Below are 24791 nucleotides of genomic sequence, written 5' to 3'. Positions count from 1 at the left end.
ATCGGCCGGCCGCCCCCACCCACACCTCCGGGCCATATGGACAAGGGAGTCTTTGTGTCCGCGTTCTCCAACGGCGACGTCTTCGTCGGCGAAACCCTCGGCACCGCCGCCCTGATACTTCTCGGTGGCGGCGTCTGCGCCGCCGTGACCCTCAAGAAGTCGAAGGCCCTCAACGCCGGCTGGCTGGCGATCACCTTCGGCTGGGGCTTCGCGGTCCTGATCGCCGCCTACATCTCGGCTCCGAAGTCCGGCGCCCACCTCAACCCGGCCGTCACCATCGCGCTCGCCATCAAGAGCGGCGACTGGAACCAGGTGCCGCTCTACCTCGGCTCCCAGTTCCTCGGCGCGATGATCGGCGCCGTGCTGGTCTGGCTCACCTACCTCGGCCAGTTCCAGGCCAACGAGGAGCCCACCCTCGGCATCTTCTCGACCGGGCCCGAGATCCGGAACCCGATCCAGAACGTCGTCACCGAGGTCATCGGCACCTTCATCCTCTGCATGGCGATCCTCACCCTCGGCAAGAACGACGGTCTGGCCGCCGGCGGCCTCAGCACCCTGATCGTGGCCCTCACGGTCGTCGGCATCGGCCTCTCGCTGGGCGGCCCCACCGGCTACGCGATCAACCCGGTCCGCGACCTCGGCCCGCGCATCGTGCACTCGCTGCTGCCCATCCCGAACAAGGGCGGCTCCGACTGGTCGTACGCCTGGGTTCCGGTCGTCGGCCCGCTGATCGGCGGCGCGCTGGCCGGCGGTCTGTACAACGCGATGTTCTAAAGGGCCGGGTTCGAACCCGCCGAGCACGGGGACCGACCACTACGTCGGGCCCACCCACCCCGAACCCCCGAATCCTGAGCCGAGGACCCTCTGATGACCTCCACTGGCAACTACATCGCCGCGATCGACCAGGGCACCACCTCCAGCCGCTGCATCATCTTCGGCGCCGACGGCCGGATCGTCGCCGTCGACCAGCAGGAGCACCGGCAGATCTTCCCCCAGCCCGGCTACGTCGAGCACGACGCCGCCGAGATCTGGACCCGGGTGCAGTCGGTCGTCCGCGGCGCGCTGGAGAAGGCCGGCCTGACCAAGGACGACATCCGCGCGATCGGCATCACCAACCAGCGCGAGACCACCGTCCTGTGGGACAAGAACACCGGCGAGCCGGTCCACAACGCGCTGGTGTGGCAGGACACCCGCACCGAGGGCCTCTGCCGCGAGCTCGGCCGCAACGTCGGCCAGGACCGCTTCCGCCGCGAGACCGGCCTCCCGCTCGCCAGCTACTTCGCCGGCCCGAAGATCCGCTGGCTGCTGGACAACGTCGAGGGCCTGCGCGAGCGCGCCGAGGCCGGCGACATCCTGTTCGGCACCATGGACACCTGGGTGATCTGGAACCTCACCGGTGGTGTCAACGGCGGCAAGCACGTCACCGACGTCACCAACGCCAGCCGCACCATGCTGATGAACCTGCACACCCTGCAGTGGGACGACAAGATCGCCGAGTCGATCGGCGTGCCGATGGCCGTCCTGCCGGAGATCCGCTCCTCCGCCGAGGTCTACGGCGAGGCCGTCGGCGACCTGGCCGGCGTCCCGGTCGCCTCCGCGCTCGGCGACCAGCAGGCCGCGCTGTTCGGCCAGACCTGCTTCGACGAGGGCGAGGCCAAGTCCACCTACGGCACCGGCACCTTCCTGCTGCTCAACACCGGCGAGAAGATCGTCAACTCGTACCACGGCCTGCTGACCACCGTCGGCTACCGGATCGGCGACCAGGCCCCGGTCTACGCCCTGGAAGGCTCGATCGCCGTCACCGGCTCGCTCGTCCAGTGGCTGCGCGACCAGCTCGGCATCATCTCCACCGCCGCCGAGATCGAGACCCTCGCCAACACCGTCGAGGACAACGGCGGCGCCTACTTCGTCCCGGCCTTCTCCGGCCTGTTCGCCCCGTACTGGCGCTCCGACGCCCGCGGTGTGATCGCCGGCCTGACCCGGTACGTCACCAAGGGCCACCTGGCCCGGGCCGTCCTGGAGGCCACCGCCTGGCAGACCCGCGAGGTCGTCGACGCCATGCAGAAGGACTCCGGCGTCGAGCTCACCGCCCTCAAGGTCGACGGCGGCATGACCAGCAACAACCTGCTCATGCAGAACATCGCCGACGTCCTGGACGTCCCGGTCGAGCGCCCGTACGTGGCCGAGACCACCGCCCTCGGCGCCGCCTACGCAGCCGGACTCGCCGTCGGCTTCTGGACCGACCTCGATACCCTGCGGGCCAACTGGCACCGCGCCGCCGAATGGACCCCGCGCATGGACGAGGCCACCCGGGAGCGCGAGTACAAGAAGTGGCTCAAGGCCGTGGAGCGCACCATGGGGTGGGTGGAGGAAGAAGAGACCGACTGACCGACAAGCCGGTCGGGGCCCCGGGCCCCGACCGGCCGCCCGCCGTTCCGGCAGCGGGTGTCGCCGCGTTTCACCGGCCCGCCGCACCGGGCCGACCGGCCTCTCAGCAGAGGCCGCACCGCACACGAGAGGAGTAACGGCGCCGCCTGACCCGCGCGCCGTACACAACCACCATGGCAACCATCCCGACCCTGGGCGCCGAGCGCACCGCCGGCCGCACCGCCTCCCGCGCCGAGACCCGTGAGCTGCTCGGCAAGGCCACCTACGACCTGCTGGTGATCGGGGGCGGCATCCTCGGCACGGCCGTCGCCTGGACCGCCTCCCAGGCCGGACTCAAGGTCGCCATGGTCGACGGCGGCGACTTCGCCGGCGCCACCTCCAGCGCCTCCTCCAAGCTCGTCCACGGCGGTCTGCGCTACCTGCAGACCGGCGCGGTCAAGCTCGTCGCCGAGAACCACAAGGAGCGCCGCGCGCTCGCCACCGACGTCGCGCCGCACCTGGTCAACCCGCTGACCTTCTTCGTGCCGGTCTACAAGGGCGGCCCGCACAGCGCGCCCAAGCTCGGCGCCGGCGTCTTCCTGTACTCCGCGCTGTCCGCCTTCCGCGACGGCATGGGCCGGGTCTCCACCGCCGCGCACGCCGCCCAGCAGGTGCCCGCGCTGCGCACCGAGGGCCTGCGCTCGGTGGCCGTCTACGGCGACCACCAGATGAACGACTCGCGCGTCGCCGTGATGACCGTGCGCGCCGCCGTCGACGCCGGCGCCGTGGTGCTCAACCACGCCGAGGTCACCGGCCTGCGCTTCACCGGCGGCCGGGTCACCGGCGCCGAGCTGCGCGACCGCCTGGACGGCACCGAGTTCGGCATCGACGCCCGCCTGGTGCTCAACGCCACCGGCCCGTGGGTGGACCACCTGCGCAAGATGGAGGACGCCGGCGCCGCGCCGTCGATCCGCCTCTCCAAGGGCGCCCACGTGGTGGTCAAGCGCCGGGCGCCGTGGCGCGCCGCGCTGACCATCCCGATCGACAAGTACCGCGTCTCCTTCGCCATCCCGTGGGAGGACCACGTCCTGCTCGGCACCACCGACGAGGAGTACACCGGCGACCCGAAGGACGTCCGGGCCACCGAGGCGGACATCGACCAGATCATGGGCGAGGCCGCGCACGCCATCCGCGACGAGCACCTCGACCGCGACCTGATCACCTACTCCTTCGCCGGCCTGCGGGTGCTGCCCGGCGGCCCGGGCGACACCGCCGCCGCCAAGCGCGAGACGGTCGTCACCGAGGGCAAGGGCGGCATGCTGTCGGTCGCCGGCGGCAAGTGGACCACCTACCGTCACATCGGCCGCACCGTGCTGGAGAAGCTGGCGCACGTGCCCGGCACCAGCCTCGGCGAGGACATGTCCCCGATCGCGGCGACCGTTCCGCTGCCGGGCGTCGGCGCGCCGAACGCCGTCGCGCACCGGCTGCTGATCGACCGCGACCCGGGCTCCCGGATGGAGCCGCTGGTGGCCAAGCACCTGGCCAGCCACTACGGCACGCTGTCCTTCGAGATCGCCCGCATGATCGACGAGAACCCGGAGCTGGGCCGGCCGATCCACGAGGACGGCCCGGACGTCTGGGCGCAGGTCGCCTACGCGGCCGACAGCGAGTGGGCGTACACGGCGGACGACGTGCTGCGGCGCCGCACCACGATGACCGTGCGCGGGCTGGACACGCCGGAGATCCGGGACGAGGTCGAGGCCTTCCTCGCGAAGCGCGGAACGAAGTAGGCACAGCCTCGCGAAGCGCGGAACGAAGTAGGCACAGCCAGCTAGGCGCAGCCTCGCGAAGGGCGGGCACCCGGGTTTTCCGGGTGCCCGCCCTTCGCGCATGATTCTCCCTGATGATGATCTTGTCTGGTTTTCGGACCGCCCGCCGCGCCGCAGGTCTGCCTGCGGCGGGCCTCGCGGTCGCGCTGCTCACCGGGTGCTCCGGCGGGGCCTCGGAGGCCGAGCTGGCGTACAAGGCCGACTACGCCGCCCATCCGCACCTGCGGGTGACGGGGTACCCGTCCACCGGCACGCTCGGCGTGGTCCAGCAGCTGGTGTGGCGGCTCGCCGAAGGGGCCGAGGGGCGGCTGGCGGAGCTCGGCCCCTCGGACGGCGGGGACGGCGGGGACGGCGGGGACGCTTCGGCGGCCTGGGTCCGCGAGTACGGACGGGGCGCCCAGGGGGCCGTCACGGCCGACTTCCAGGACGACCCTGCCGAGCGGCAGACCGTGGTGCTGACCTTCCACGACACCGGGCAGGTGAAGGAGCTGGTGCTCCGGCCCGGCGGCCGCGACGGCGGCGACGGTTGGCGGGTCGTGCTGCGTTAGCTGTCGGGGCCGCTGGGCTGGGCCCCGGCCGTCGGGCACGCCCGAGGGGCGGCACCCGTGCGGTACGGGTGCCGCCCCTCGGCGGATGTCGGCGGCGCCAGGCGCTGTCCGGCCTAGATGATCAGGCTGAGCGGCATGATCAGGGCGATGGCGACGACCGAGATCACCGTCTCCATCACCGACCAGGACTTCAGCGTCTGTCCGACGCTCATCCCGAAGTACTCCTTCACCAGCCAGAAGCCGGCGTCGTTGACGTGCGACAGGAAGAGCGAGCCGGCGCCGATCGCCAGGACCAGCAGGGCCGCGTGGGTGGAGGACATGTCGGCGGCGAGCGGGGCGACGATCCCGGCGGCGGTGATGGTGGCGACCGTCGCCGAGCCGGTGGCCAGGCGGATCAGCACCGCGATCAGCCAGCCGAGCAGCAGCGCCGAGATGTGCCACTTGCCGGACCACTCGCTCACCGCGTTGCCGACGCCCACGTCGATCAGGGTCTGCTTGAAGCCACCGCCGGCGCCGACGATGAACACGATGCCGGCGATCGGGCCGAGCGACTTGCCGACGGTGTCGGAGATCCGCGCCTTGTCGAAGCCGGCCGCCTTGCCGAGGGTCAGCATGCCGAGCAGGGTCGCGGCGAGCAGCGCGATCAGCGGCGAGCCGATGAAGTCGAACACCCGCTGGCCCAACGCCTTCGGGTTGTCGATCACCACGTCGGTCAGGGCCTTGCCGAGCATCAGCACGACCGGCAGCAGGATGGTCGCCAGCACCGCGCCGAAGGACGGGGTGTGCTCGGGCTTGGCGCTCTCCTCGGGGGCGGTGGCCTTCGGGATCTCCAGCGGGCCGACCCAGCGCTCGGCCAGCCGGGAGAACAGCGGGCCGGCCACGATCAGGGTGGGCACGGCGATCAGCAGGCCGAGCGCCAGGGTGATGCCGAGGTCCGCCTTCAGGGCGTCGACGGCGACCAGCGGGCCGGGGTGCGGGGGCACCAGGCCGTGCAGCACGGACAGGCCGGCCAGCGCGGGGATGCCGATCCGCATCAGCGGCACGTTGCCGCGGCGGGCGACCAGCAGCACGATCGGGATCAGCAGGACGACGCCGACCTCGAAGAACAGCGGCAGGCCGAGGACGGCGGCGATCAGCGCCATCGCCCAGGGCAGCGCCTTGTTGCCCGACCGGGCCAGCACGGTGTCCGCGATGATGTTGGCGCCGCCGGAGTCGGCGAGCAGCTTGCCGAGCATCGCGCCCAGCCCGATCAGCAGGCCGACGCCGGCCACGGTGGAGCCGAAGCCCGTGGAGAAGCTGTTGAGCAGCTTGTCGAACGGGGCGCCCGCGACGGCGGCCAGCAGGCCGGAGCCGAGCGTGAGGGCGAGGAAGGGGTGCAGCTTCAGCTTGGTGATCAGTAGGACGATCACACCGATGCTGAGCAGGACCGCGATCAGCAGCTGGGAGTCGCTGCTGGTGTGCGGCAGGGCCGGTGGGGCGGCCGCGAGCAGAGTGGGGGACATACTCACGCGAGGTCTCCATTGACCGGCCGCAGCAGCGCCACGGCCATCTCGACGAGTTCTTCGGGGGACGGACCGACGTCCAGGACGGCGCCGCGCTCGTGCGCGCCCAGGGGTTCCAGGGCGGCGTACTGGGAGTCGAGCAGCGACGGCGGCATGAAATGGCCGGTGCGGTGGGCGAGCCGGTCCTCGACCAGCTCGTGACCGCCGCTGAGGTGCAGGAAGTAGGCACCCGGGCAGGCCGCGCGCAGGGTGTCGCGGTAGCGGTGCTTCAGCGCCGAACAGGTGACCACGCCGCCGGTGCCGTCCTCGGCCCGCTCCTTGAGCCAGGCGCCGAGGGCGCGCAGCCAGGGCGCGCGGTCCTCGTCGTCCAGCGGGATGCCGGCCGACATCTTGGCGATGTTGGCCGCCGGGTGGAAGTCGTCCGCCTCCGCGTAGGGGAGGTCGAGTCGTTCGGCCAGCAGGCGGGCCAGGGTGGTCTTGCCGACACCGGAGACGCCCATCACCACGATGGTGAGAGGGCCCGCCGGTGTCACTGCCGGGAGGTCGTGGTTCTCGACGCTGAGAGCCATGGGTGGTGCTCCTTCGTTGCCTGGCCGCCACTATCGCCTCAAAGATATGACGTATTCAAGTGGTGGAAACCAAATCGTCATACTTTTGAGCTGTGGGGTAGATCGCAGGGCGCGGGACCCGGTACGCGCCGGTGGTGGCGGCGGGGTGGGCGTCTACGCTGGGCGGATGGAGATCCAGGGGCTGCCCGGTCGGCTGCTTGACGAGCTCGGGCCCGCGATCGCGTCGGGAGAGATTCCCGAGGGTGCGGTGCTGCGCGGCGAGGAACTGGAGGAGCGGTTCGGGGTATCCCGGACGGTCGTCCGGGAGGCGGTGCGGATCCTGGAGGGGATGCGCCTGGTGGCGTCCCGGCGGCGGGTCGGGATCACCGTGCAGCCCAGGTCGCTCTGGGACGTCTTCGACCCGCTGGTGATCCGCTGGCGGCTGGCCGGCGCGGACCGCTCGGCCCAGCTGCGTTCGCTCGGCTCGCTGCGGGTGGCCGTCGAACCGGCCGCGGCCGCGCTCGCCGCGGTACACGCGAGCGACGACGACCGGCGCCAACTCGGCTCGCTGGCCGTGGAGTTGACCGTATCGGCGCGGGCCGCCGACCTCACCACCTTCCTCCGGCACGACATCGACTTCCACGCCACCGTGCTGCGCGCCTCCGGCAACGAGATGTTCGCCCACCTCGGCGACACCGTGGGGGCGGTGCTCACCGGGCGGACCGAGTACCATCTGATGCCCCATCAGCCGGAGCCGTACGCGATCCGACTGCACCGCGAAGTCGCCGACGCGATCTGCGCGGGGGACGCCGTCCAGGCCGAGCAGGCCATGCGGACGATCGTGGCGGGCGCCCTGGAGGAGCTCAACCAGCAGTTGGGCTGACCTCCCCCGGCGGCGGGCCGCCCGCTGCCGGCTGCCCGGATCACGCGCTTTGACGGCAGTTCGGTGGATTCGGACGCATAGTCCTGGTTCGGCGGGGCAGAGTGAGGCAAGGGGGCGCGTTTCGCGTGCGCCCGTCCCGTGTCCGCCGCCGAGTCCGCGCCTGGGGGTCGATCGATGTCCGTGCCACGCCGCCGTCGCCGCCTGCCCGACGAGGTGCGCGCCGCCGCCGTCCGGGCGGTGCTCTGCCTGTCCTTCACCCTGGTCGGCGTGGTCGTCGCCACGCTCGCCTCGTACGCGGACAGTTGGCTGATGACGCCGGCGCTGATGGCGATGGGGCTCGGGGTGTTCGGCACGATGTGGTGCCTGCTGGAGATCCTGATCTCGCGCCAGGTCGCCGCCCAGCGGCAGCGCGCGCCCGGCTCCGCGCACCCGATGGCGGGCAGCCGGGCGCCCGACCCGCTGACCGCCCGGCCGCTCCCCCGCCCCGGCGGGCCGCAGCGCCAGCCGCGACTGCCGGCCGCGTAGGACACCTGCGGCCGACGCTGCGGATCAGTCCCCCGGGACGGCCCGGTAGTGGGTGGTGAGCCGGCCCGTGTCGTCCAGGACGTGGAAGGCGAGCATCGGCGGCTGGGTGAAGGAGATGCCGGGCCCGCCCTCGCAGGGCAGCGTGACGGTGGAGACCACACCCGGGGCGACCAGCAGGGGCAGTCCGGCGAAGGTGGTGGCGGCGCCGGTGTGGGAGTGGCCGCAGAGCAGGCCGGCCACCCGGGGGTGCCGGGCCAGCACCGCGCCCAGCGCCTCCTCGCCGAACTGGCGGATCGGGTCGACGTTCGGCAGGTGCAGGACGGCCGGCGGGTGGTGGAAGGCCACCAGCGCCGGCAGGTCGGCGCGTCCGGCCGCCAGTTCGGCGTCCAGCCAGGCCAACGTCTCCTCGTCCAGCAGGCCGTCGTCGCGGCCGGGGATCGAGGAGTCCAGCATCAGCACGTCGGCGCCGGGCAGTCGGTGCAGCCGGTTGACCGGGCCGTCCGCGGGGGCCTCGCCGAGCAGCACCTCCCGGTAGGGCGCCCGGCGGTCGTGGTTGCCGGGGCAAATGAGCACCGGGTACCGGGAGTCCAGCACCTTGGCCACCTGCTCGTACTCGGCGGGCAGGCCGTGGTCGGCGAGGTCCCCGGTGACGAGCACCGCGTCCAGCGGGCCGGGCAGGGCGTCGAGGTACGCCATCACCTGCCCGGCCCGCCGCCGGGCGCGCCTGCCGCCGTCCCGGCGGTGCTCCTGCCCGAGGTGGATGTCACTGAAGTGCGCGATCGTCAGCATGCACGCCACGCTAGTCAGTTGAGGACTGCGCCGGAACCTCGGCCGGACGCTTGAACATCCGGGTGGCGGTGATCTCGCCGTGGATGGCCGGGCCGTCCGGGTCCTGCGGGGCGGGCAGACCGGGGCGCAGGTGCTCCTCGACCGAGATGTACTTGAGGCCCGCCCGCAGGTCGGCGTCGTTGCGCAGCCGGATGACCAGCGGGAACTCGGCGAGCGCGGTGGTGTCGAACAGGCCGGTGGTGTAGATCAGTTGGACGCCGAGCGCATCGGCCACGGCCCGCTGGAGCTCCAGCAGGTAGGTGGCGTTCGCGCGGCCGATCGGGTTGTCCAGGAACAGCGTGCCGGCGTGCCGCAGCTGGGACTGGCCGCGGTCGTTGGCGCGCAGCGCGGCCATCGTGCAGTACAGCGCGATGGCGGCGGTGAGCAGCTGGCCGCCGGAGAAGACGTCGGACATCTGGCCGACGCCGACCCGCTCGGCGCGCAGCACCGCGTCCGGCTTGAGGATCTCGACGCTGACGCCCTTCGGGCCCATCGCGGCGGCGACCCCGCGCAACAGCAGGGACATGCCGTCGCGGCGCAGGTCGCTGTTCTTGCGGACGGCGGCGCGGGTGGCCTCGTCGATGACCTCGCCGAGGCGCTCGACCAGGGTGGTGTGGTCCGGGTCCTCGAAGCGGATCCGCAGGAACTCCTGGCCGGACCACTCCCCCAGGCCCTCGGGCAGCCGGGAGAGCCGCTGGGCGGCGCGCAGGGTGGTGAGCGAGGACTCGACCAGGCCGCGCAGGCGGTCGACGATCGAGCCGCGGTTGCGCTCCAACTGGGCGAGTTCGTCGGTCAGCACGCGCAGCCGGGGCGCGAAGGCGGCGGCCCAGGCGGCGGCGTGCTCGGGCAGCGCGGCGGCGGGCAGTTCGCGGATCTGCTGGCGGGCGGGGGTGCGGACGGCCTCGTAGCGGGCGGCGTTGGCGTGCCGGACGAGGGCGTCGGAGGCGTCGCGGACGGCGAGTTCGGCGGAGGACAGCTCGCCTGCGGCGGTGCGCAGGGCACGGCGGGCCTCGGCGGCGGTGCCGCGCGCCTCCGGCAGTGAGCCGAGGTAGGGCTCGGCGGACTGGCCGTCGTCCTCCTGCTGCTCGCGCAGGCCGTCGCGCAGCTGGCCGGCGAGTTCGTCGAAGTCGGCGGCGGCCGACTGGGCGGCGTCGAAGGTGCGTTGCAGGTCGGCGTGCGCGGTGCGGGCGGCGTCCAGGGCCTCCCGGCGTTCGGCGAGCCGGCTGGTGGCGGTGCGCAGCAGGACCTGGGCGTGCTCGGGGTCGGCGGGGACGAGGTCCTCGGGCAGTTCGGTGTGCGCCTCGCCGTCGGCGGGGGCGGAGCGCTCGGCCTCGCCGCGCAGACGCCCGAGCTGCTCGCTGGCGGCGGCGGAGCGGGCCTCGATGGTGGCGACCAGGTCCTCGGCGCGGGCGGCCGCGGCCTGGCGGGCCGGGCCGTCGGCGCCGTCAGGGCTGCCGAGGAGTTCCTCGGCGCGGGTGCGGACCTTGTTGGTGAGGCGGTCGAGTTCGGTCGCGGCGGCGGCCTCGTCGCCCTCGGCGCGGGCCTGCTCGGCGCGCAGGTCGGCGCCGACGCCGACCTTCTCGTACAGCTGGGAGGCGGCGCGGTAGGCCTCGCGCAGGGCGGGCAGTGCGGCGGGGGCCGACTCGGAGGGCTCGTCGGCCTGCTCGGCGGCGGGGATCTCGGCGCGTTCGGCGCGCACGGTACGGGCGGTGCGGCGGGCGTCGTCGGCGGCGCGCTGGGCGGCGCGGCGGTCCTCGTCGCAGGTGCGGGCGCGTTCGGCGCAGACGGCCTGGCGGCGGTCGCACTCGGCGGCGTCCTCGGCGAGTTCGCGCTGGCGGCGGGCCCAGTTGGCGCGCTCGCGCAGCCGGAAGGCGAGGCCGGAGAGGGCGTCGGCGCGGCGGCGGGCGCGCTGGGCGGCCTCGCGGTGCTCCTCGTGGGCGGCGGCCGCGGCGGCGTGGTCGGTCTCGGCCTCGTCGTGGTCGGCGCGCAGGGTGGCCAGGGCGGCGGCGGCCTGCTCGGCGTGCTCGCGGGCGGCCTCGGCGGCGGCGGCGAGTTCGGCGAGGGTGCCGGGCGGGCAGCTGGCGTGCCAGGAGGCGAGGCGGGCGGCGAGGGCGCGGTCGGCACCGAGGCGGGCGGCGAGTTCGCGGATGTGCTCCTCGCGGGCGCTCGCCCGGGCGCGCAGTTCGCGGCGCTCGTCGTCGGCGGCGGACTCGTCGTGCATGGCCGGGTTCGGCGGCACCAGGAAGAACGCGGGCTGGTCGGTGATCGGGGCGATCAGGGAGGCGGCGGCGCCGACGGCGACGGTGGAGCGGGGCAGCAGGGCGGCGGCCTGCAGGGCCTCGCGGGCCCGCTCCAGCGAGGCCGGGTCGGTGACGACGACGCCGTCGACGAGTTCGGGGCGGGCGGCGAGGATCGCCTCGTGGTCGGCCGGGTCGACGGACTGGGCGAGGTAGCGCCAGCCCGGCAGGGCGGGGATGCCGTGCTCGGCGAGGTACTCGACGGTGGCCAGGACGTCCGGGCCGGGCGGCAGCAGTCCGCCGTCGCCGAGGGCGGCGAGGATGCGGGAGTCGTCGGCGGCGGCGGTGCGCAGGTCGAACAGGGTGCGTTCGGCGGTGGCGATGGACTCGTCGAGGAGTTCGCGCAGGTACTCGGCGTTGCGGTCGAGGACGGCGGGGGTGAGGAAGCCGGCGTCCTCCTCGGCCCCTGACCCGTCGTCGCTCCAGTCGGTGGGCGCGGGGGTCAGGGAGAGCAGATCGGAGAGGCGCTGCTCGGTGGCGAGCAGGGCGGCGGTGCGCTGCTCGGCGGCGAGCGCCCGGGCGGCGGCCGTGCGGGCGTCGCCGGCGCGTTCGGCGGCGAGTTCGGCGCGGCCGGTGGCGGCGGCGGCCTCGCGCAGCCGGGCGGCGCAGGCCTCGGCGGCCGTACGGGCCTGGGCGAGGGCGGCGCCGGCGGCCTTCTCGACGTCGGCGGCGTGCAGGGCGGCGCGGGCCGGGTCGACGTCGCCGTCGGCGTCGATGAAGCCGGCCTCGACGGCGGCGGCGGTCTCCTGCTCGACCTCGGCGAGGCGCTGGCGCAGGTGGTCGACCTCGCTGCGGGCCTTCTGGGCGGCGGTGGCGGCCTCGGTGGCGTCGGACTGGGCCTTGGCGCCGTCGTCCTGGAGCTCGCCGGCGCGCTGCTCCTCGGTGTCGGCGCGGGCCTCGGCGGCCGCGGCGGCGCCTTCCAGGGCGCGGGCCAGGGCGGTGGCGGCGCGGGCACGGGCGGCGAGCGCGGGGGCGGCGTCGAGTTCGGCCTCGCGGATGGCGGCGGCGACCCGGGTGATCCGGTCGGCGGCGGCGCGCTGGCGCAGGACGGCCTCGGCGGCCTGCCAGGCGGAGTGCAGGGTGCGGGCGTCGATGAGTTCGCGGCGCAGTGCGGCGGCCTCGGCGGTGGCCGCGGCGAGGCCCAGGGTGGCGTGCCGGTGGGTGAGTTCGGCGGTGATGAGGGTGTGCCGGGTGCGGTCGGCCTCGGCGGCGGTGACGGCGCCCGCGGCGGCGGCGACCTCGATGGCGAGGTCCTGGGCGCGGTCGCGTTCGGCGGCGGCGCGGGAGGTGAGGGCGTGGGCGAGGCGGCGGGTGCGGCGTTCGGCGGTGCGGTGGGCCTCGCGGACGCTCTCGCGGGCGCCGGTGGCCTCGACGATGCGTTCCAGCAGGTCGAGGGAGCCGGCGGTGAAGTCGCGTTCGGCGGTGAGTTCGGCGCGGCGGCCGAGCTTGGCGGCGAAGCCGTGGACGAGGTCGGCGAGGCCGTCGGTGTCCCGGGTGTCGGTGACGGCGCGCAGCAGCAGGTCGGTGAAGTCGCTGTCGTGCTTGACCGCGAAGAGGCCGGCGGCCTCGCCCTCGTCGGCGTTCATCTCGCGCTGGTAGCGGAAGAGTTCGGGGTCGAGGCCGAGTTCGCCGAGGTGCTCGGTCCAGCGGTCGTGGCCGTCCTCGAAGACCAGGTCGAGGTGCGGGTGGGCCTTGCCGGCCTCGGTGAGGGCGTCGCGGAAGCCCTTCATGGTGCGGCGGCGGCCGCGGGCCTTCTGGTCGCCGGCCAGGCCGATGCGTTCGGCGACCGGCAGCGAGTCCAGGGTGAGGCCGGGGCCGGGGCGGAAGGAGTACCAGGTCTCGGCGAACTTGCGCGGGTCGGAGGAGACCTGGCGGCCGCGCCACTCGCTGACCTTGCCGACCACGATCAGCTCGCCGGTGACGGTGTGCTGCCACTCCAGCGCGACGTGGCCGCAGTCGTCGGCGAGCAGGAACTTGCGCAGCACGCCGGAGCTGGCGCCGCCGAGGGTGTTGCGGTGGCCGGGGAGCATCACCGAGAAGATCAGTTTGAGCAGGACGGACTTGCCGCCGCCGTTCTCCAGGAAGAGCACGCCGGCCGGGGCGGGGCGGCGGACCGGGCCCTCGGTGTCCTCGCCGAACAGGCCGATCTGCTGCGGGGCCGGGTCGGCGACGGGCTCGCCGACACCGCGCAGGTCGAGCACCGTGTCGGCGTAGCGGGCGCCGGCCGGTCCGATCGAGTAGAGGCGGACCCGGTTGAGCTCGTACATGTGCGGCGGTTCTCCGTGGGCGAGTCGGGTAGGGGTGTCAGAGCGAGTGGAACGGCAGGCCTGCGTCGGCCACCAGTTCGTCGCCGGTGTCCGGCGGCAGCAGGCTGGCGGTGCCGTCGGAGACCGGGACGATGCCGAGGTCGAGCAGTTCGGCCATGGCCGCGCTGCCGGCCAGGTCGCGGACCTGGAGCTGGTAGCGGGCGGTGGTGCGGTAGGTGCCGCCGGAGTCGTCGGAGACCTTCTGCAGGAAGCCGGAGTCGACCAGGAACAGCACGGCCTTGGCGACGATGCCGATGGTGGAGCCGGAGAGCCGGCGGGCGTCCTTGGTGGCGCCGGTGGCGGTGCGCCGGGCCCAGACCCGCCAGGCGGCCTCCAGGCCGGGGGCGTCGGACTGCGGGTCGGTGTTGTCGCCCTCGGTCGCGGCCTGCTCCTCCAGGCGGCGGCAGGCCTGGCGGACGAAGGCGTCGACGCCGTTGACGGTGATCCGGCCGAGGTAGCCGTCGTCGGCGAGGTCCTCGGGCCGGGGGAAGGCCATCGCGGCGACGGCGAGGTGGGCCAGGCCGTGCAGGAAGCGGTCGGTGGACTCGGTGGCGGCGCGGCGCGAGTAGTCGCCCATCCGGACGGCGAACAGCGAGTCCTCGGCGGCGGCGACGGCCATGCCGGCGCGCGGCGAGACCTCCAGGACGACCAGGCCCATGCCGGTGGCGACGGCGTCGGCGAGCCGGGCGAACGGCGGGTCCTCGCGGTGGCGGCGGACGAGTTCGGCGTACTCGGCGTCGCGGGCGGGGAGCAGCTTGGCCTGGAGGCCGAAGGAGACCAGCCGGGCGGCGTCGGCGACGTCGCCCGGGGTGATCGGGGCGGGGGCCGCGGGTTCGGTCTCGGCCGCCCAGGACGTGTCGTGGTGGGTCGTCACGGGCGGTGCTCCTCGGGGCTGTTGCTAGTACGGGTGATCTGGTGGTACGTCGAGACGGCGGCTTCGTCAGCCGGCGTCCTTGCGGTCGGCGGCCATGCCGGCCGCGTCGAGCAGGGCGCTGCCGACGATCAGGTCGGCGCCGCCGAACTGCGGGTCGCGCAGCGGGGTGCCGTCGTCCACGGCGAACAGCAGCCGCTCCTCGCCCTGCCGGTAGGCGGTGCCGACCGGCGGGCTGGCCGCGTGGACGGCCAGCAGGGCGACCAGGTACGGCAGCTCCGGGTCCTGCCCGCGGGCCTCGGCGAGCAGGCCGGAGAGCCGGCGGGGGGCGTCGGCGGGCAGGTCGAGCAGGAGCAGCGCGGCCTCCAGCTGGGCTTCGGAGAAGCGGCTGTCGTCCGGGGTGGCGACCAGGTCCGGGTCGGGCAGTTCGGCGCCGAGGTGCTCGCGCTCGACCGGCGGGGTGAGCAGCAGGTCGACCAGGTCGGCGACCCGGACGGAGACGGGGGTGCGCAGGCCGGCGCCGCGGGCGAAGAAGGCACCGGTGGGGCGGACGGCCTGCTCGACCGGCAGCCGCAGCACGGGGGCGAGCAGCTGGCCGTAGAGGTCGATGCCGCTGCGGGCGCCGGGGGTGGCGAAGGCCTGCCGGTCCTGCTCGGCGCGGAACAGCGGGCCGGCCTCCAGCAGGCGGGTCTGCAGCTTGGTGTGGCGGCGGATGCAGTCCTTGACGATGTCGAGCAGCTCGGCGGCGCGGCGCTTGTTCTCGGCCCCTTCGGGGGTGTTCGGCTCGGCCTCGTCGCGGGCCTTGCGGATGTTGGTGAGAATCGCGTTCTCGTGCCGGTAGCGGTCGGCGATGTGGTCCAGCGCCTCGTCGATGAGGTCCGGGATGGCGCGCATCCAGTCGACGGCGCGGACGTTGCGCCGGGTCGCGTCGAGGGCGCGGCGCAGCGTCTCGGCGTACTGGACGGTGCGGTAGCGGGCCTGCTCGGCGGCGAGCTGGGCGTCGGCCAGGCGGCCGCGGCGGATCAGCACCTCCAGCTTGACCTCGGCGGCGATCTGGGCCGAGGTGACGTCGGTGTCGAGCGCGCCGACCAGGACGTTGACCGCCTCGTCGGTGGTGCGCAGGTAGACGCCGCCGTCGGGGCCGGGGACCTCCTCGATCAGCTTGAAGTCGTAGTCGCGCCGGACGTACGCGCCGTCCGCGCCGAAGGTGCCGTAGACGGCGCGGAAGCCCCGGTCGACGCTGCCGACGTTGATCAGCGACTCCAGCACCCAGCGGGCGACCCGCTCGTGCTCGGCGGCGGGGCGGCCGGCGGCCTGGGCGGCGACCCGGGGCAGCAGGCGGGCGAGCACTATGTCGCGGTCGGCGCCGGTGTCGAAGTCCATGTGCAGGGTGACCAGGTCGATCGCGGCGAGACCGACCTCGGCCATCGCGTAGCCGCCGTACTCGCCCGCCAGGTTGACCTTGCGGTTGTCCAGGTCGTGCAGGGGGGCGGTGCAGGCCAGCGCCTTGAGCCGGCGGGCCAGGCCCTCGTCGGCGGCGGGGCCGGGCGCGGGCCTCGCCGCGACGGACCCGGCGGGCGGCCGGGGGCCGGGCAGGGTGGGCGGGTCAGCGATGGCGGTCACGGTGCACAAGATTAGAGGTTCGCACCGACATCGACCGAAACGGGCCTTGTGGGCGGGCTGCGCGGCAGGCCGGAGGGCGTGTCGGGGGTGAATTCAGAACGGGATTTCGACGGGATTCCGCCAATTCCGAACCGATATTCGGCAAACCCGTGAAGACTGCGCGTCGCTACCGTGATGATCGGCCTATGATCACTCGACTGGTCAAAGCGGGCTTCGCCGCCGCGCTGTCCGTGACCACCCTCGCCACCGGTGCCGCCGCCTCGTCAGCCGCCCCCGCCGACGCCCCCGCCGTTCAGGGGCAGCACGTGACCGCAGCCCTGAACGGCTTCCTGCCGGGCACCACCCCTCCCGGACCGGGCAAGCTCTCGGTCGGCTGGACCTCCGCCGGCACCCAGGACCTCACCGGGCCGACCCACATCACCGTCGACCTGCCGCCCGGGCTCACCACCGAGCTCGGCATGTTCTACTCCACCCCGTACGACTACACCTTCGCCGAGTCCGTCTCGCCCGACGGGCGCCACCTGGACGCCGTCCTCATCGGCACCCGCAGGCCCGGGCGCTACGAGTTCATGAAGCTGAACGTGGGCCGCGACTACACCCAGCAGCTGACCGGCCAGATCGTCGTGACCGTGTCCAATCCGAACGACACCGACCCGACCGGCCACGTGACGGCCCTGTCGGTCGACGGGACCACCCCGGCGCCGGTCGTCCAGGCGCCGCCCACGGTCGACGGCCTCGACACCACCACCGGCCCCGGCGCGGGCGGCACCGCGGTGACCGTCAGCGGCAGCAACCTGGCGCACGGCATGGTGCTTGTCGGCGGCGTCCCGGCGGCCGGCACCTGCACCGACACCGCCTGCACGGTGACCACGCCCGGCGGCTCGGGCAGCGCACCCGTCTCCGTGGTGACCCCCGGCGGCACGGTCGCGGCTCCGGCCGCCTTCGACTACACGGGCGCCCCGCCCCCGCCCCCGCCCGCGCCGACGGTCGGCAACCTGACCTACCCCAGCGGCCCGGCCGCCGGCGGCACCCAGGTGTACCTGCAAGGCACCAACCTGACGTACGGGACGGTCGCGTTCGGCGGGGTGCCGGCCGCGCACGTCTCCTGCGGCCCGTCCTTCTGCTCGGCCACCTCCCCGGCGGCGGGCCCCGGCCCGGTGGGCGTCACGGTGACCACGGCGGGCGGCACCAGCGCCCCGGTGACCTTCACGTACACCGCGTAGTCCCGACGTACACCGCGTAGTCCCGGCGGTTCCGATGCCCGGGTGCTCCGGCACCCGGGCATCGGCGTGTCCGGGGGCGCGCGCCGGCCCGGCGTCCGGGGGTGCGCGCCCGCACGGCGTCCGGGGGCGCGTACCGGCCCGGCGTCTGGGGCGTGCCCGCACGTCAGGGGCTAGTTGAACGCGTTCAAATCAAGGGTCTAGAGTCGGTTCCGCACAGACGGGACAAGGCCCCGCCTGCTCTTCGGCATGGAGGTTCGCACCATGGACACCAATCCGGGCACCGATCCCGCGGCGGTACTGCGCAGAGTCCGGCGCTGGCTCTGGATCTTCGTGGTCTGCCTGGCGCTGAGCGGCCTGACGGCCTTCCCGCTGGAGACCGAGACCCGCTGGCTGGCCGATCTCGCGACCGGGCCGGCCGCGCCGCTGGCCGACCGCTTCCCGGCCGCCCTGGACTGGATCGAACGCGTCCGCACCGGCGTCGCGGAGACCAATGACCACTACCCCTTCCTGGCCTACGGCACCGACTGGCTCGCCTTCGCCCACCTGGTGATCGCCGCCGCCTTCTGGGGCCCGATCAAGGACCCGGTCCGCAACATCTGGGTGATCCGCTGGGCGGTGCTCGCCTGCGGCGCCGTCATCCCCCTGGCCCTGGTCTGCGGGCCGCTGCGGGGGATCCCCCTGGGCTGGCGATTCATCGACATGTCGTTCGGAATCGTCGGCGTCGTCCCGCTGCTGATCGTGCTGCGGGCGCTGCGCCCGCTGGAACGTTCCTTCCAGGGGCCGGCGGCCGCGAGCTGAGTCGGAGCCGCCCAGCGCCGCCCCAGGGCGTGTGACCAGGGGTCGCACGCCGGTGGGCCCCCTGGGCCCGGGTCACGGGCAACGGCCTTCATCCGCAGGCCCTACCATCTGGCTCAACAGCTGCTGGAAGGCGGACGGGCGTGGCCGATGCGGTGATCGATCTCAATGCGGACCTCGGTGAGGGGTTCGGACGCTGGACGCTGACCGACGACGAGGCCCTGCTGTCCGTGGTGACCAGTGCCAACGTCGCCTGCGGCTTCCACGCGGGAGATCCGTCGACGATGCGCCGGGTCTGCGCGCTGGCCGCCGAACGCGGCGTCCGGATCGGCGCCCAGGTCTCCTACCGCGACCTGGCCGGCTTCGGCCGCCGGGCCATGGACGTCCCCCCGGAGGAGCTCGCCGACGAGATCGCCTACCAGATCGGCGCCCTCCAGGTCTTCGCCCGCGCGGCCGGCTCCCGGGTCTCCTACGTCAAACCGCACGGCGCCCTCTACAACCGGGTGGTCACCGACTCCGAACAGGCCGAGGCCGTGGTGGCCGGCGTGCTGCGGGCCGGGGCGGTCTGCGACGGACCGCTGCCGGTGCTCGGACTGCCCGGCTCCCGGCTGCTCGCCGTCGCCGAGGGCGTCGGCCTGGCGGTCGTCGCCGAGGCCTTCGCCGACCGCGCGTACACCTGGGCCGGCACCCTCGTCCCGCGCCGCGACCCGGACGCCGTGGTGCACGACCCCGAATCGGTGATCACCCGAGCCGTCGGCATCGCCCGGGACGCCTCGGTGGAGGCCGTCGGCGGCGAACGGATCGCCGTCGAGGCCCGCTCCCTGTGCGTCCACGGCGACACCCCCGGCGCCGCCCAGCTCGCCTGGCGGATCCGCGGCGCCCTCGCCTCCGCCGGGGTCCGGGTGGAGGCGTTCACGTGACGCCCGCCGCCGTCCGGCGCGTCGGCGAGCGGGCGCTGCTGGTCGAACTCGACGACACGGCGCAGGTCGCCGCGCTGTACGGATGGCTGCGCGAGCGGCAGGAGAGCCGGGCGCTCGGCGCGGTCGAGGAGATCGTGCCGGCCGCGCGCACGGTGCTGCTGGACGGCGTCGCGGACGTCGACGCGCTGGCGGCCCTGCTGCGCACGGCCCGTCCGTCGGCGGCCGCGGCGGCGACCGGGCCGCTGGTGGAGGTGCCGACGGTGTACGACGGCGCCGACCTCGCCGAGGTCGCCGCGCTGTGGGGGGTGTCCGAGGAGGCCGCCGTACGGATCCACACCGGGCCCGAGTACGTGGTCGCCTTCTGCGGGTTCGCGCCCGGCTTCGGCTACCTGACCGGGCTGCCGCCCCGGTACGAGGTCCCGCGCCGGGCCACCCCGCGCAGCAGCGTCCCGGTCGGCTCGGTCGCCCTGGCCGGCCCGTACACCGGCGTCTACCCGGGCTCCTCCCCCGGCGGCTGGCAGCTGATCGGACGCACCGGGCTCGCGCTCTGGGACACCGGGCGCGAGCCGGCGGCGCTGCTGGCGCCCGGGGTGCGGGTGCGGTTCACGGCGGAACGGGCGTAGCGGGGGTGCGGGCCGACGGCGGGCGGCGCGCGGGCCCCGGACGACGGCGGACGGGGCGGCCAGGGACGGGACGGCAGCGGACGGGGTGGGGGCGTTGAGCGGTTTGCTGGTGGTGCGGCCCGGACCGTTGACCACCGTCCAGGACCTCGGACGGCGCGGCGTCGCCCACCTCGGGGTGCCCAGGGCCGGGGCGCTGGACGAGCCCGCGCTGCGGGCGGCGAACCGGCTGGTCGGCAACGAGCCGGGCGCCGCCGGGCTGGAGACCACGCTCGGCGGGGTCGCCCTGCGCGCCCTCGGGCCGGTGGTCGTGGCCGTCACCGGCGCACCCTCGCCCGTCCGGGTGGACGGGCGGGCGGCCGCGTGGGGTGCGCCGGTCGCGGTGCCGGCCGGGGCGGTGCTGGAGGTGGGGGCGGCGACCGCCGGGGTGCGCGGCTACCTGGCGGTCGCGGGCGCGATCGCCGTCCCGCCGGTCCTGGGCAGCCGCTCGACGGACCTGCTCTCCGGCCTCGGACCGGCCCCACTCGCCGCCGGCGACCGGCTGCCGGTCGGCCCGCCTCCACCCGACCGCCCCCGGCCCGACCTGGTGCCGCTGCCCGCTCCCCCGGCCGAACTGGTGCTGCGGCTGCGGCTCGGCCCGCGCGCGGACTGGTTCGAGCCTGCGGCGCTGACCCGGCTCGCCCGCGACGGGTACCTGGTCTCCCCGGCCGGCAACCGGATCGGGCTGCGCACCGAGGGCCCGCCGGTCACCCGCGCCCGGGCGGGTGAACTACCCAGCGAGGGCATGGTGTTGGGCGCGGTGCAGATCCCGCCGGACGGGCGGCCGGTGGTCTTCCTGGCCGACCACCCGACCACCGGCGGCTACCCGGTGATCGGCGTCGTCCCCGCCGCCGACCTCGCGGCGGCCGCCCAGGCACGCCCGGGCACGCCGGTGCGCTTCGTACTGCTGCGGGAGCGCTGAGCGGCCGCGACAGCACGCCTCCCGGCGCGATCGCGGTTCCTGCACCACCGAGGCCAGCCGCGGCGGTGCATTCAGGCCGGGGCGCCGAACCACCTGGACAGGTGGCCGCGCAGGCCCTGCTGGTCCTCGCCGACCCAGGCCACGTGGCCGTCCGGGCGCAGCAGCACCGCGGGCACGTCCAACTCGTCGCTGACGTCGACGACATGGTCGACCCGGTCCGCCCAGCCCGCCACCGAGAGCCCGCCGGTCTGGTCGAGCAGCAGCCCGCGGCCGCCGTGCATCAGCCCGTAGAGACGGCCGCGCTTCAGCTGCACGTCGCGCAGCCGGCGGCCGAGCAGTTCATGCCCTTCGCCGAGGTCGTAGCGGACCCCGATCGCGATGATCTTCTCGATCAGGTACCGGTTCACCTCCTCGAACTCCATCAGCTCCGCCAGCAGCCGGCGCACCGCCTGGGCGCCGGGCTCCAGGGACATCAACTGGATCTGGGCGCGGGTGTTGTCCAGCACGTCGGCGGCCACCGGGTGCCGTTCGGCGTGGTAGCTGTCCAGCAGCCCCTCCGGCGCCCAGCCGTCGACCTCGGCGGCCAGCTTCCAGCCCAGGTTGAACGCGTCCTGGACGCCGAGGTTGAGCCCCTGCCCGCCGGTCGGCGGGTGGATGTGCGCCGCGTCGCCGGCCAGCAGCACCCGGCCGACCCGGTAGCGCTCGGCCAGCCGGGTGGCGTCGCCGAAGCGCGAGAGCCAGCGTGGTGAGTGCGCCCCGAAGTCCGTGCCCGCGACGGCCCGCAGCTGGTGCTTGAACTCCTCGAAGGTCGGAGCAGCCGTACGGTCCTCGGCCACCCCCTCGGCTGGCACCACGACGCGGTACACCCCGTCCCCCTCGGGGATGGCGCCGAACCGCAGCTGGGTCCTGCGGACCTCCGCGATGACGGCGGCGATCGTCTCCGGCTCCTCCGCCAGCTCCATGTCGCCCAGCAGCGTCTCCACCCTGGAGGGCTCGCCGGGGAAGCCGACGCCGAGCAGCTTGCGCACCGCACTGCGGCCTCCGTCGCAGCCGACGAGGTAGCGCGAGCGCAGCCGCGTGCCGTCGGCCAGTTCGACACTCACCCCGTCCTCGTCCTGGCTCAGCCCCACCAGTTCGCGGCCGCGCCGGAGCTCGGCGCCGAGTTCGGTCGCGTGCTCGGTCAGCAGCCGCTCGGTGACCGCCTGCGGGATGGCCAGGACGTACGCCTGGGTGGTGTCCAGCCGCTCCGGCCACTCCTTGCCGATGCCGGCGAAGAAGCCGCCGACCTCGAACTTCCGGCCGAGCGGGAGGAACCGCTCCAGCAGCCCGCGCTGGTCCATCACCTCAAGACTGCGCGCGTGCAGACCGCGCGCCCGGGCCGGCAGGGGCCGCTCCGCCTCCTTCTCCAGCACGAGTACCTGCACGCCGTGCAACCGCAACTCGCCGGCCAGCATCAACCCGGTCGGTCCGGCACCGACCACGATCACGTCAATCATCACAAACCCCCAGGTATGCCCGCAGATCCCGGCTTCGGCCGGTCATTCTGCGGCACGACCGGGGCCTTGCCGCAAGCCCCCCAGTCCGCTATACCTTGAGAGTGGCAAGGAGAGTCGGTGACCTCCTTGCCTTCGTTGTTTCCGCTCGCTGTTTCCGCCCGCTGTTTCCGCTCGCGGTTTGCCGCCCGCTGTTTTCCGCCCGCTGCGCGCGCTCCGCTCAACGCCCCGACAGCAGCTCCGCCACCACCCGCTGCGCCGGGTCGAGCGCCGACTCCCCGTCCTCCACCGTCCATACGGCGTTCTGCAGCACCCTGGCGAGCGTCCAGCCGACCGCCGCCTCGTGGTCCAGTTCCAGTGCCTCCACCAGGACGTCGAACCGCCACCGCAGCGCCCGGGCGACGTCGCCGGTGGCCAGTACGTCAGCCCAGCGGTTGCGCAGCGCCGGGAGGAGTTCGAAGCCGGGGTGCCCGACGAGCGGTTTGGGGTCGATGGCGAGCCAGGGGGCGCGGCCGCCGCCCTCGGGCGGGGCGAGGACGTTGCCGTAGTGCAGGTCCCAGTGCAGCAGCCGGTCGCCGGGCTCGGTGCAGACCTCGCGCAGGGCCGCGGCGCAGTCGGTGAGCAAGCGCCGCTCGGCCGGGTCGGCGAGGGCTGCGGCGGCCGCCGGGGCCCGCGCGAGCAGACCGTCGGCGAGGTCCGCCAGCCGTCGCAGGTCCGGAGCTTCGATCTGACGTCCAGTCAATTCCCTCAGCAAGCCTGCGAGGACGTGCAGCGCCTCGCGGTCGTCCGCGACATCCAGCAGTGAACGCCCCAGGTCGAGGCGTTCCAGCAGCATCGAGCCCGAGGCCGGTTCGTGGCCGAGGAGTCGCACGGCCCCTCGCCCGCCCCAGGCCCGGAGGGCTGCCGGCTCGCCCTCCGTCTCCTCGTCCACCGGCTGGAGCTTGAGCGCCGCGGGCGCGCCGTCGGCCCGCCGCACCGGCAGCACCAGGGCGACGACGCCGTGCGCCGGCGGGCCGTCCGGGCGCAGCTCCCAGCGTTCGAGCAACTCTCTTGCCAGCGCGGGGAGTCGGGCCGCCCAGGCGCGACCTTCGGGGCCGAGGGAATTCTCCAGGGACGCGGTCAGAGCGGGCGGGACGTCAACAGGCATCAGGTGGGCTCCTCTCCGACTTCCCAGCCTACGGTCGAGGTTCGAGGCCGGCCGCCGAAACGAAGCCGTCGAGGTTGTCGAGCATGATGTTGTGCCCGCAGTCCGGGACGGCCGCCAACCGTACGCCCGCTTGCCGGAGTTGGTCGGCGCCGCGCGGCTCGCCGTCCGCCTCCGGGTACAGGAAGGCGCGCGGGAGGTCGAGGCCGAGCAGCAGTTCGCGCATCGTCGGCACCGTCGCCCGGGCCCGGTGGACGGCGCTGCGGTACAGCGCCTCGGGCCCGGCGAGGCGCATCGTGGACCACCAGGACGGGCCGACCCACGCGGCGACCTCGTCCCGGCCGCCGGCCAGGAACTCCTCCTCGGTGAAGCTCGCGATGCCGCTGCTGCCGGGCCGGCGGCCGGGGGTGACCGGGTCCAGGTTGGCGTCGACCAGGACGAGCCGGGAGGCCGACTCCGGATGCCGGTGGGCGAGGACGACGGCGATCGCGCCTCCCATGCTGTGGCCGATCACCTCGACTCCGGCGAGCCCGGCCTCCGCCAGCGCCGCGGCGACGGCGTCGGCGTGCTCCTCCAGGGTGTATCCGAAGTCGGCGGGCCGGTCGCTGAGGCCGAAGCCGAGCAGGTCGAGCAGCAGCGAGCGGCGCCCGGTGAGCCCCGGGTGGGCGGCAGCGGCCGCGAAGTAGGCGGGCGAGCTGGCGCCGAGGCCGTGCAGGTAGAGCCGGGCGGGCTCGGCTCCGGGCAGCTCGACCCATCGGATCCGGTCGCCGTTCGGGGTGACGGGGGCGTGGCGCAGCACGGGGACTCCTCCTCCATCGGGGGCTGGGAACGCCCAGACCATACATCGCCATCGAGGTATAGCGGAATCGATATACCGAAGCTCCGAGGGACGAATCTGCGAGAGTGGCCCCATGCTGAAGCTCGCGATCCTCGGATTCCTCTACGACCGCCCGCTGCACGGCTACCAGCTGCGCCGCCACCTCGCCGCACTCACCGGGCACGTCCGCCCGATCAGCGACGGCACGCTCTACCCGGCGATCAAGCGCCTGGAGGCCGACGGCCTGCTGGTCCGCGAGACCGAGCCCGGCAGCGCCGCCGCACCCCGGCACACCCTCCACCTCACCGAGGCCGGCCGCACCGCACTGCTCGACCAGCTGCGCGAGCCCGAGCCGCTGGACATCAGCGACGAGAACCGCTGGTTCGCCCTGCTCGCCTTCCTGCGCCACCTCGACGACCCCGCCGCACAGGCCGCCGTGCTCCGCCGCCGCCTGGCCTTCCTCTCCGAGCCGGCGAGCTTCTTCTACGACGGCGACCGCCCGGTCGGCGCCGAGGAGTTCGCCGACCCGTTCCGCCGCGGCCTGCTGCTGATCGCCCGCGCCACCAGCGAGGCCGAACTCGCCTGGCTGCACGCCACCCTGGCCGAACTGGAAGACGTACCGACAGGCTGACGGTGACGGGCCGACAGGCTTCCGGACTGACCGACTGACGGACTGACCGAAAACCCGCTG

At 74.3% G+C, this 24791-nt stretch carries 21 protein-coding genes; 12 read left to right on the top strand and 9 right to left on the bottom strand.

Annotated elements, in window-relative coordinates; all coding sequences use genetic code 11:
* Positions 1–36 precede the first annotated feature (36 nt).
* The 4 genes from ACFWPI_RS29470 to ACFWPI_RS29455 all read left to right on the top strand — a co-directional run bounded on the left by ACFWPI_RS29470 (position 37) and on the right by ACFWPI_RS29455 (position 4744).
* Entirely contained in the window at positions 37–774 is a 738-nt protein-coding gene (locus ACFWPI_RS29470) for an MIP/aquaporin family protein (RefSeq protein WP_063350191.1), read from the top strand.
* A 93-nt stretch (positions 775–867) separates the two neighbouring features.
* Positions 868–2388 (top strand): glycerol kinase GlpK, encoded by a 1521-nt coding sequence (gene glpK / locus ACFWPI_RS29465; protein WP_363377288.1) that lies wholly within the window; start codon positions 868–870, stop codon positions 2386–2388.
* A gap of 173 nt (positions 2389–2561) precedes the next feature.
* The gene (locus tag ACFWPI_RS29460; RefSeq protein ID WP_063350189.1) at positions 2562–4157 is read left to right on the top strand and encodes a glycerol-3-phosphate dehydrogenase/oxidase; all 1596 of its coding nucleotides are present in this window, start codon (positions 2562–2564) and stop codon (positions 4155–4157) included.
* 113 nt (positions 4158–4270) lie between these two features.
* Positions 4271–4744, top strand: a complete 474-nt coding sequence (locus ACFWPI_RS29455) for a hypothetical protein (RefSeq protein WP_380378565.1) — start codon at positions 4271–4273, stop codon at positions 4742–4744.
* 113 nt (positions 4745–4857) lie between these two features.
* Here the strand turns inward: ACFWPI_RS29455 and ACFWPI_RS29450 are convergent, their stop codons facing one another.
* Both ACFWPI_RS29450 and ACFWPI_RS29445 read right to left on the bottom strand, forming a co-directional pair.
* A complete protein-coding gene (locus ACFWPI_RS29450; protein WP_380378590.1) occupies positions 4858–6246 on the bottom strand; it encodes a gluconate:H+ symporter in 1389 nt (462 codons plus the stop codon).
* Positions 6247–6248: 2 nt separating this feature from the next.
* Entirely contained in the window at positions 6249–6815 is a 567-nt protein-coding gene (locus tag ACFWPI_RS29445) for a gluconokinase (protein ID WP_380378567.1), read from the bottom strand.
* A 166-nt stretch (positions 6816–6981) separates the two neighbouring features.
* Here ACFWPI_RS29445 and ACFWPI_RS29440 point away from each other — a divergent pair, with 166 nt between their 5' ends.
* Both ACFWPI_RS29440 and ACFWPI_RS29435 read left to right on the top strand, forming a co-directional pair.
* A complete protein-coding gene (locus ACFWPI_RS29440) occupies positions 6982–7677 on the top strand; it encodes a FadR/GntR family transcriptional regulator (protein ID WP_063350185.1) in 696 nt (231 codons plus the stop codon).
* A gap of 174 nt (positions 7678–7851) precedes the next feature.
* Complete coding sequence (locus tag ACFWPI_RS29435; RefSeq protein WP_380378569.1) at positions 7852–8202, top strand: hypothetical protein; 351 nt, start codon at positions 7852–7854, stop codon at positions 8200–8202.
* Positions 8203–8226: 24 nt separating this feature from the next.
* Here ACFWPI_RS29435 and ACFWPI_RS29430 read toward each other — a convergent pair whose 3' ends face one another.
* The 4 genes from ACFWPI_RS29430 to ACFWPI_RS29415 all read right to left on the bottom strand — a co-directional run bounded on the left by ACFWPI_RS29430 (position 8227) and on the right by ACFWPI_RS29415 (position 16127).
* Positions 8227–8991: a metallophosphoesterase gene (locus ACFWPI_RS29430; protein ID WP_380378571.1), complete on the bottom strand. Its 765-nt coding sequence runs from the start codon at positions 8989–8991 to the stop codon at positions 8227–8229.
* A gap of 10 nt (positions 8992–9001) precedes the next feature.
* Complete coding sequence (locus ACFWPI_RS29425; protein ID WP_380425152.1) at positions 9002–13594, bottom strand: hypothetical protein; 4593 nt, start codon at positions 13592–13594, stop codon at positions 9002–9004.
* Between the two features lie 37 nt (positions 13595–13631).
* Positions 13632–14507 (bottom strand): hypothetical protein, encoded by an 876-nt coding sequence (locus ACFWPI_RS29420; RefSeq protein ID WP_063350182.1) that lies wholly within the window; start codon positions 14505–14507, stop codon positions 13632–13634.
* A gap of 66 nt (positions 14508–14573) precedes the next feature.
* The gene (locus tag ACFWPI_RS29415) at positions 14574–16127 is read right to left on the bottom strand and encodes a hypothetical protein (RefSeq protein ID WP_079136051.1); all 1554 of its coding nucleotides are present in this window, start codon (positions 16125–16127) and stop codon (positions 14574–14576) included.
* A gap of 185 nt (positions 16128–16312) precedes the next feature.
* Between ACFWPI_RS29415 and ACFWPI_RS29410 the strand changes: the two genes are divergently transcribed.
* The 5 genes from ACFWPI_RS29410 to ACFWPI_RS29390 all read left to right on the top strand — a co-directional run bounded on the left by ACFWPI_RS29410 (position 16313) and on the right by ACFWPI_RS29390 (position 20646).
* The gene (locus tag ACFWPI_RS29410) at positions 16313–17350 is read left to right on the top strand and encodes an IPT/TIG domain-containing protein (RefSeq protein ID WP_380378575.1); all 1038 of its coding nucleotides are present in this window, start codon (positions 16313–16315) and stop codon (positions 17348–17350) included.
* Positions 17351–17611: 261 nt separating this feature from the next.
* Positions 17612–18148: a hypothetical protein gene (locus tag ACFWPI_RS29405; protein WP_380378577.1), complete on the top strand. Its 537-nt coding sequence runs from the start codon at positions 17612–17614 to the stop codon at positions 18146–18148.
* Positions 18149–18288: 140 nt separating this feature from the next.
* A complete protein-coding gene (locus tag ACFWPI_RS29400) occupies positions 18289–19065 on the top strand; it encodes a LamB/YcsF family protein (protein ID WP_244293516.1) in 777 nt (258 codons plus the stop codon).
* Entirely contained in the window at positions 19062–19688 is a 627-nt protein-coding gene (pxpB, locus tag ACFWPI_RS29395; RefSeq protein ID WP_063350179.1) for a 5-oxoprolinase subunit PxpB, read from the top strand. The genes ACFWPI_RS29400 and pxpB overlap by 4 nt, the downstream gene beginning before the upstream one ends.
* 94 nt (positions 19689–19782) lie before the next feature.
* Positions 19783–20646, top strand: a complete 864-nt coding sequence (locus tag ACFWPI_RS29390) for a biotin-dependent carboxyltransferase family protein (RefSeq protein WP_363377279.1) — start codon at positions 19783–19785, stop codon at positions 20644–20646.
* Between the two features lie 71 nt (positions 20647–20717).
* On the opposite strand, the gene rox is transcribed toward ACFWPI_RS29390, so the two are convergent.
* From rox to ACFWPI_RS29375, 3 genes are all read right to left on the bottom strand, one after another.
* Positions 20718–22142 (bottom strand): rifampin monooxygenase, encoded by a 1425-nt coding sequence (gene rox, locus ACFWPI_RS29385; RefSeq protein ID WP_380378579.1) that lies wholly within the window; start codon positions 22140–22142, stop codon positions 20718–20720.
* A 217-nt stretch (positions 22143–22359) separates the two neighbouring features.
* Positions 22360–23286 (bottom strand): aminoglycoside phosphotransferase family protein, encoded by a 927-nt coding sequence (locus ACFWPI_RS29380; RefSeq protein ID WP_380378581.1) that lies wholly within the window; start codon positions 23284–23286, stop codon positions 22360–22362.
* 28 nt (positions 23287–23314) lie between these two features.
* Positions 23315–24079 carry an alpha/beta fold hydrolase gene (locus ACFWPI_RS29375; protein ID WP_380378592.1) on the bottom strand — a complete coding sequence of 255 codons (765 nt, stop codon included), beginning with the start codon at positions 24077–24079 and terminating at the stop codon, positions 23315–23317.
* A gap of 115 nt (positions 24080–24194) precedes the next feature.
* On the opposite strand from ACFWPI_RS29375, the gene ACFWPI_RS29370 reads away from it, so the two are divergent.
* Entirely contained in the window at positions 24195–24731 is a 537-nt protein-coding gene (locus ACFWPI_RS29370; RefSeq protein WP_063350175.1) for a PadR family transcriptional regulator, read from the top strand.
* The last annotated feature ends 60 nt before the right edge of the window (positions 24732–24791 follow it).

This window comes from Kitasatospora sp. NPDC058492 (assembly GCF_042720685.1).
GTDB lineage: Bacteria > Actinomycetota > Actinomycetes > Streptomycetales > Streptomycetaceae > Kitasatospora.
The sequence above is the reverse complement of the archived record's forward strand: the minus strand, read 5'-3'. Positions and strand labels throughout refer to the sequence as shown.

Coding starts and splice junctions, on each gene's coding strand:
- ACFWPI_RS29470 (WP_063350191.1), top strand. CDS start 37: ATGGACAAGGGAGTCTTTGTGTCCGCGTTCTCCAACGGCGACGTCTTC.
- glpK (WP_363377288.1), top strand. CDS start 868: ATGACCTCCACTGGCAACTACATCGCCGCGATCGACCAGGGCACCACC.
- ACFWPI_RS29460 (WP_063350189.1), top strand. CDS start 2,562: ATGGCAACCATCCCGACCCTGGGCGCCGAGCGCACCGCCGGCCGCACC.
- ACFWPI_RS29455 (WP_380378565.1), top strand. CDS start 4,271: ATGATGATCTTGTCTGGTTTTCGGACCGCCCGCCGCGCCGCAGGTCTG.
- ACFWPI_RS29450 (WP_380378590.1), bottom strand. CDS start 6,246: ATGTCCCCCACTCTGCTCGCGGCCGCCCCACCGGCCCTGCCGCACACC.
- ACFWPI_RS29445 (WP_380378567.1), bottom strand. CDS start 6,815: ATGGCTCTCAGCGTCGAGAACCACGACCTCCCGGCAGTGACACCGGCG.
- ACFWPI_RS29440 (WP_063350185.1), top strand. CDS start 6,982: ATGGAGATCCAGGGGCTGCCCGGTCGGCTGCTTGACGAGCTCGGGCCC.
- ACFWPI_RS29435 (WP_380378569.1), top strand. CDS start 7,852: ATGTCCGTGCCACGCCGCCGTCGCCGCCTGCCCGACGAGGTGCGCGCC.
- ACFWPI_RS29430 (WP_380378571.1), bottom strand. CDS start 8,991: ATGCTGACGATCGCGCACTTCAGTGACATCCACCTCGGGCAGGAGCAC.
- ACFWPI_RS29425 (WP_380425152.1), bottom strand. CDS start 13,594: ATGTACGAGCTCAACCGGGTCCGCCTCTACTCGATCGGACCGGCCGGC.
- ACFWPI_RS29410 (WP_380378575.1), top strand. CDS start 16,313: ATGATCACTCGACTGGTCAAAGCGGGCTTCGCCGCCGCGCTGTCCGTG.
- ACFWPI_RS29405 (WP_380378577.1), top strand. CDS start 17,612: ATGGACACCAATCCGGGCACCGATCCCGCGGCGGTACTGCGCAGAGTC.
- rox (WP_380378579.1), bottom strand. CDS start 22,142: ATGATTGACGTGATCGTGGTCGGTGCCGGACCGACCGGGTTGATGCTG.
- ACFWPI_RS29380 (WP_380378581.1), bottom strand. CDS start 23,286: ATGCCTGTTGACGTCCCGCCCGCTCTGACCGCGTCCCTGGAGAATTCC.
- ACFWPI_RS29370 (WP_063350175.1), top strand. CDS start 24,195: ATGCTGAAGCTCGCGATCCTCGGATTCCTCTACGACCGCCCGCTGCAC.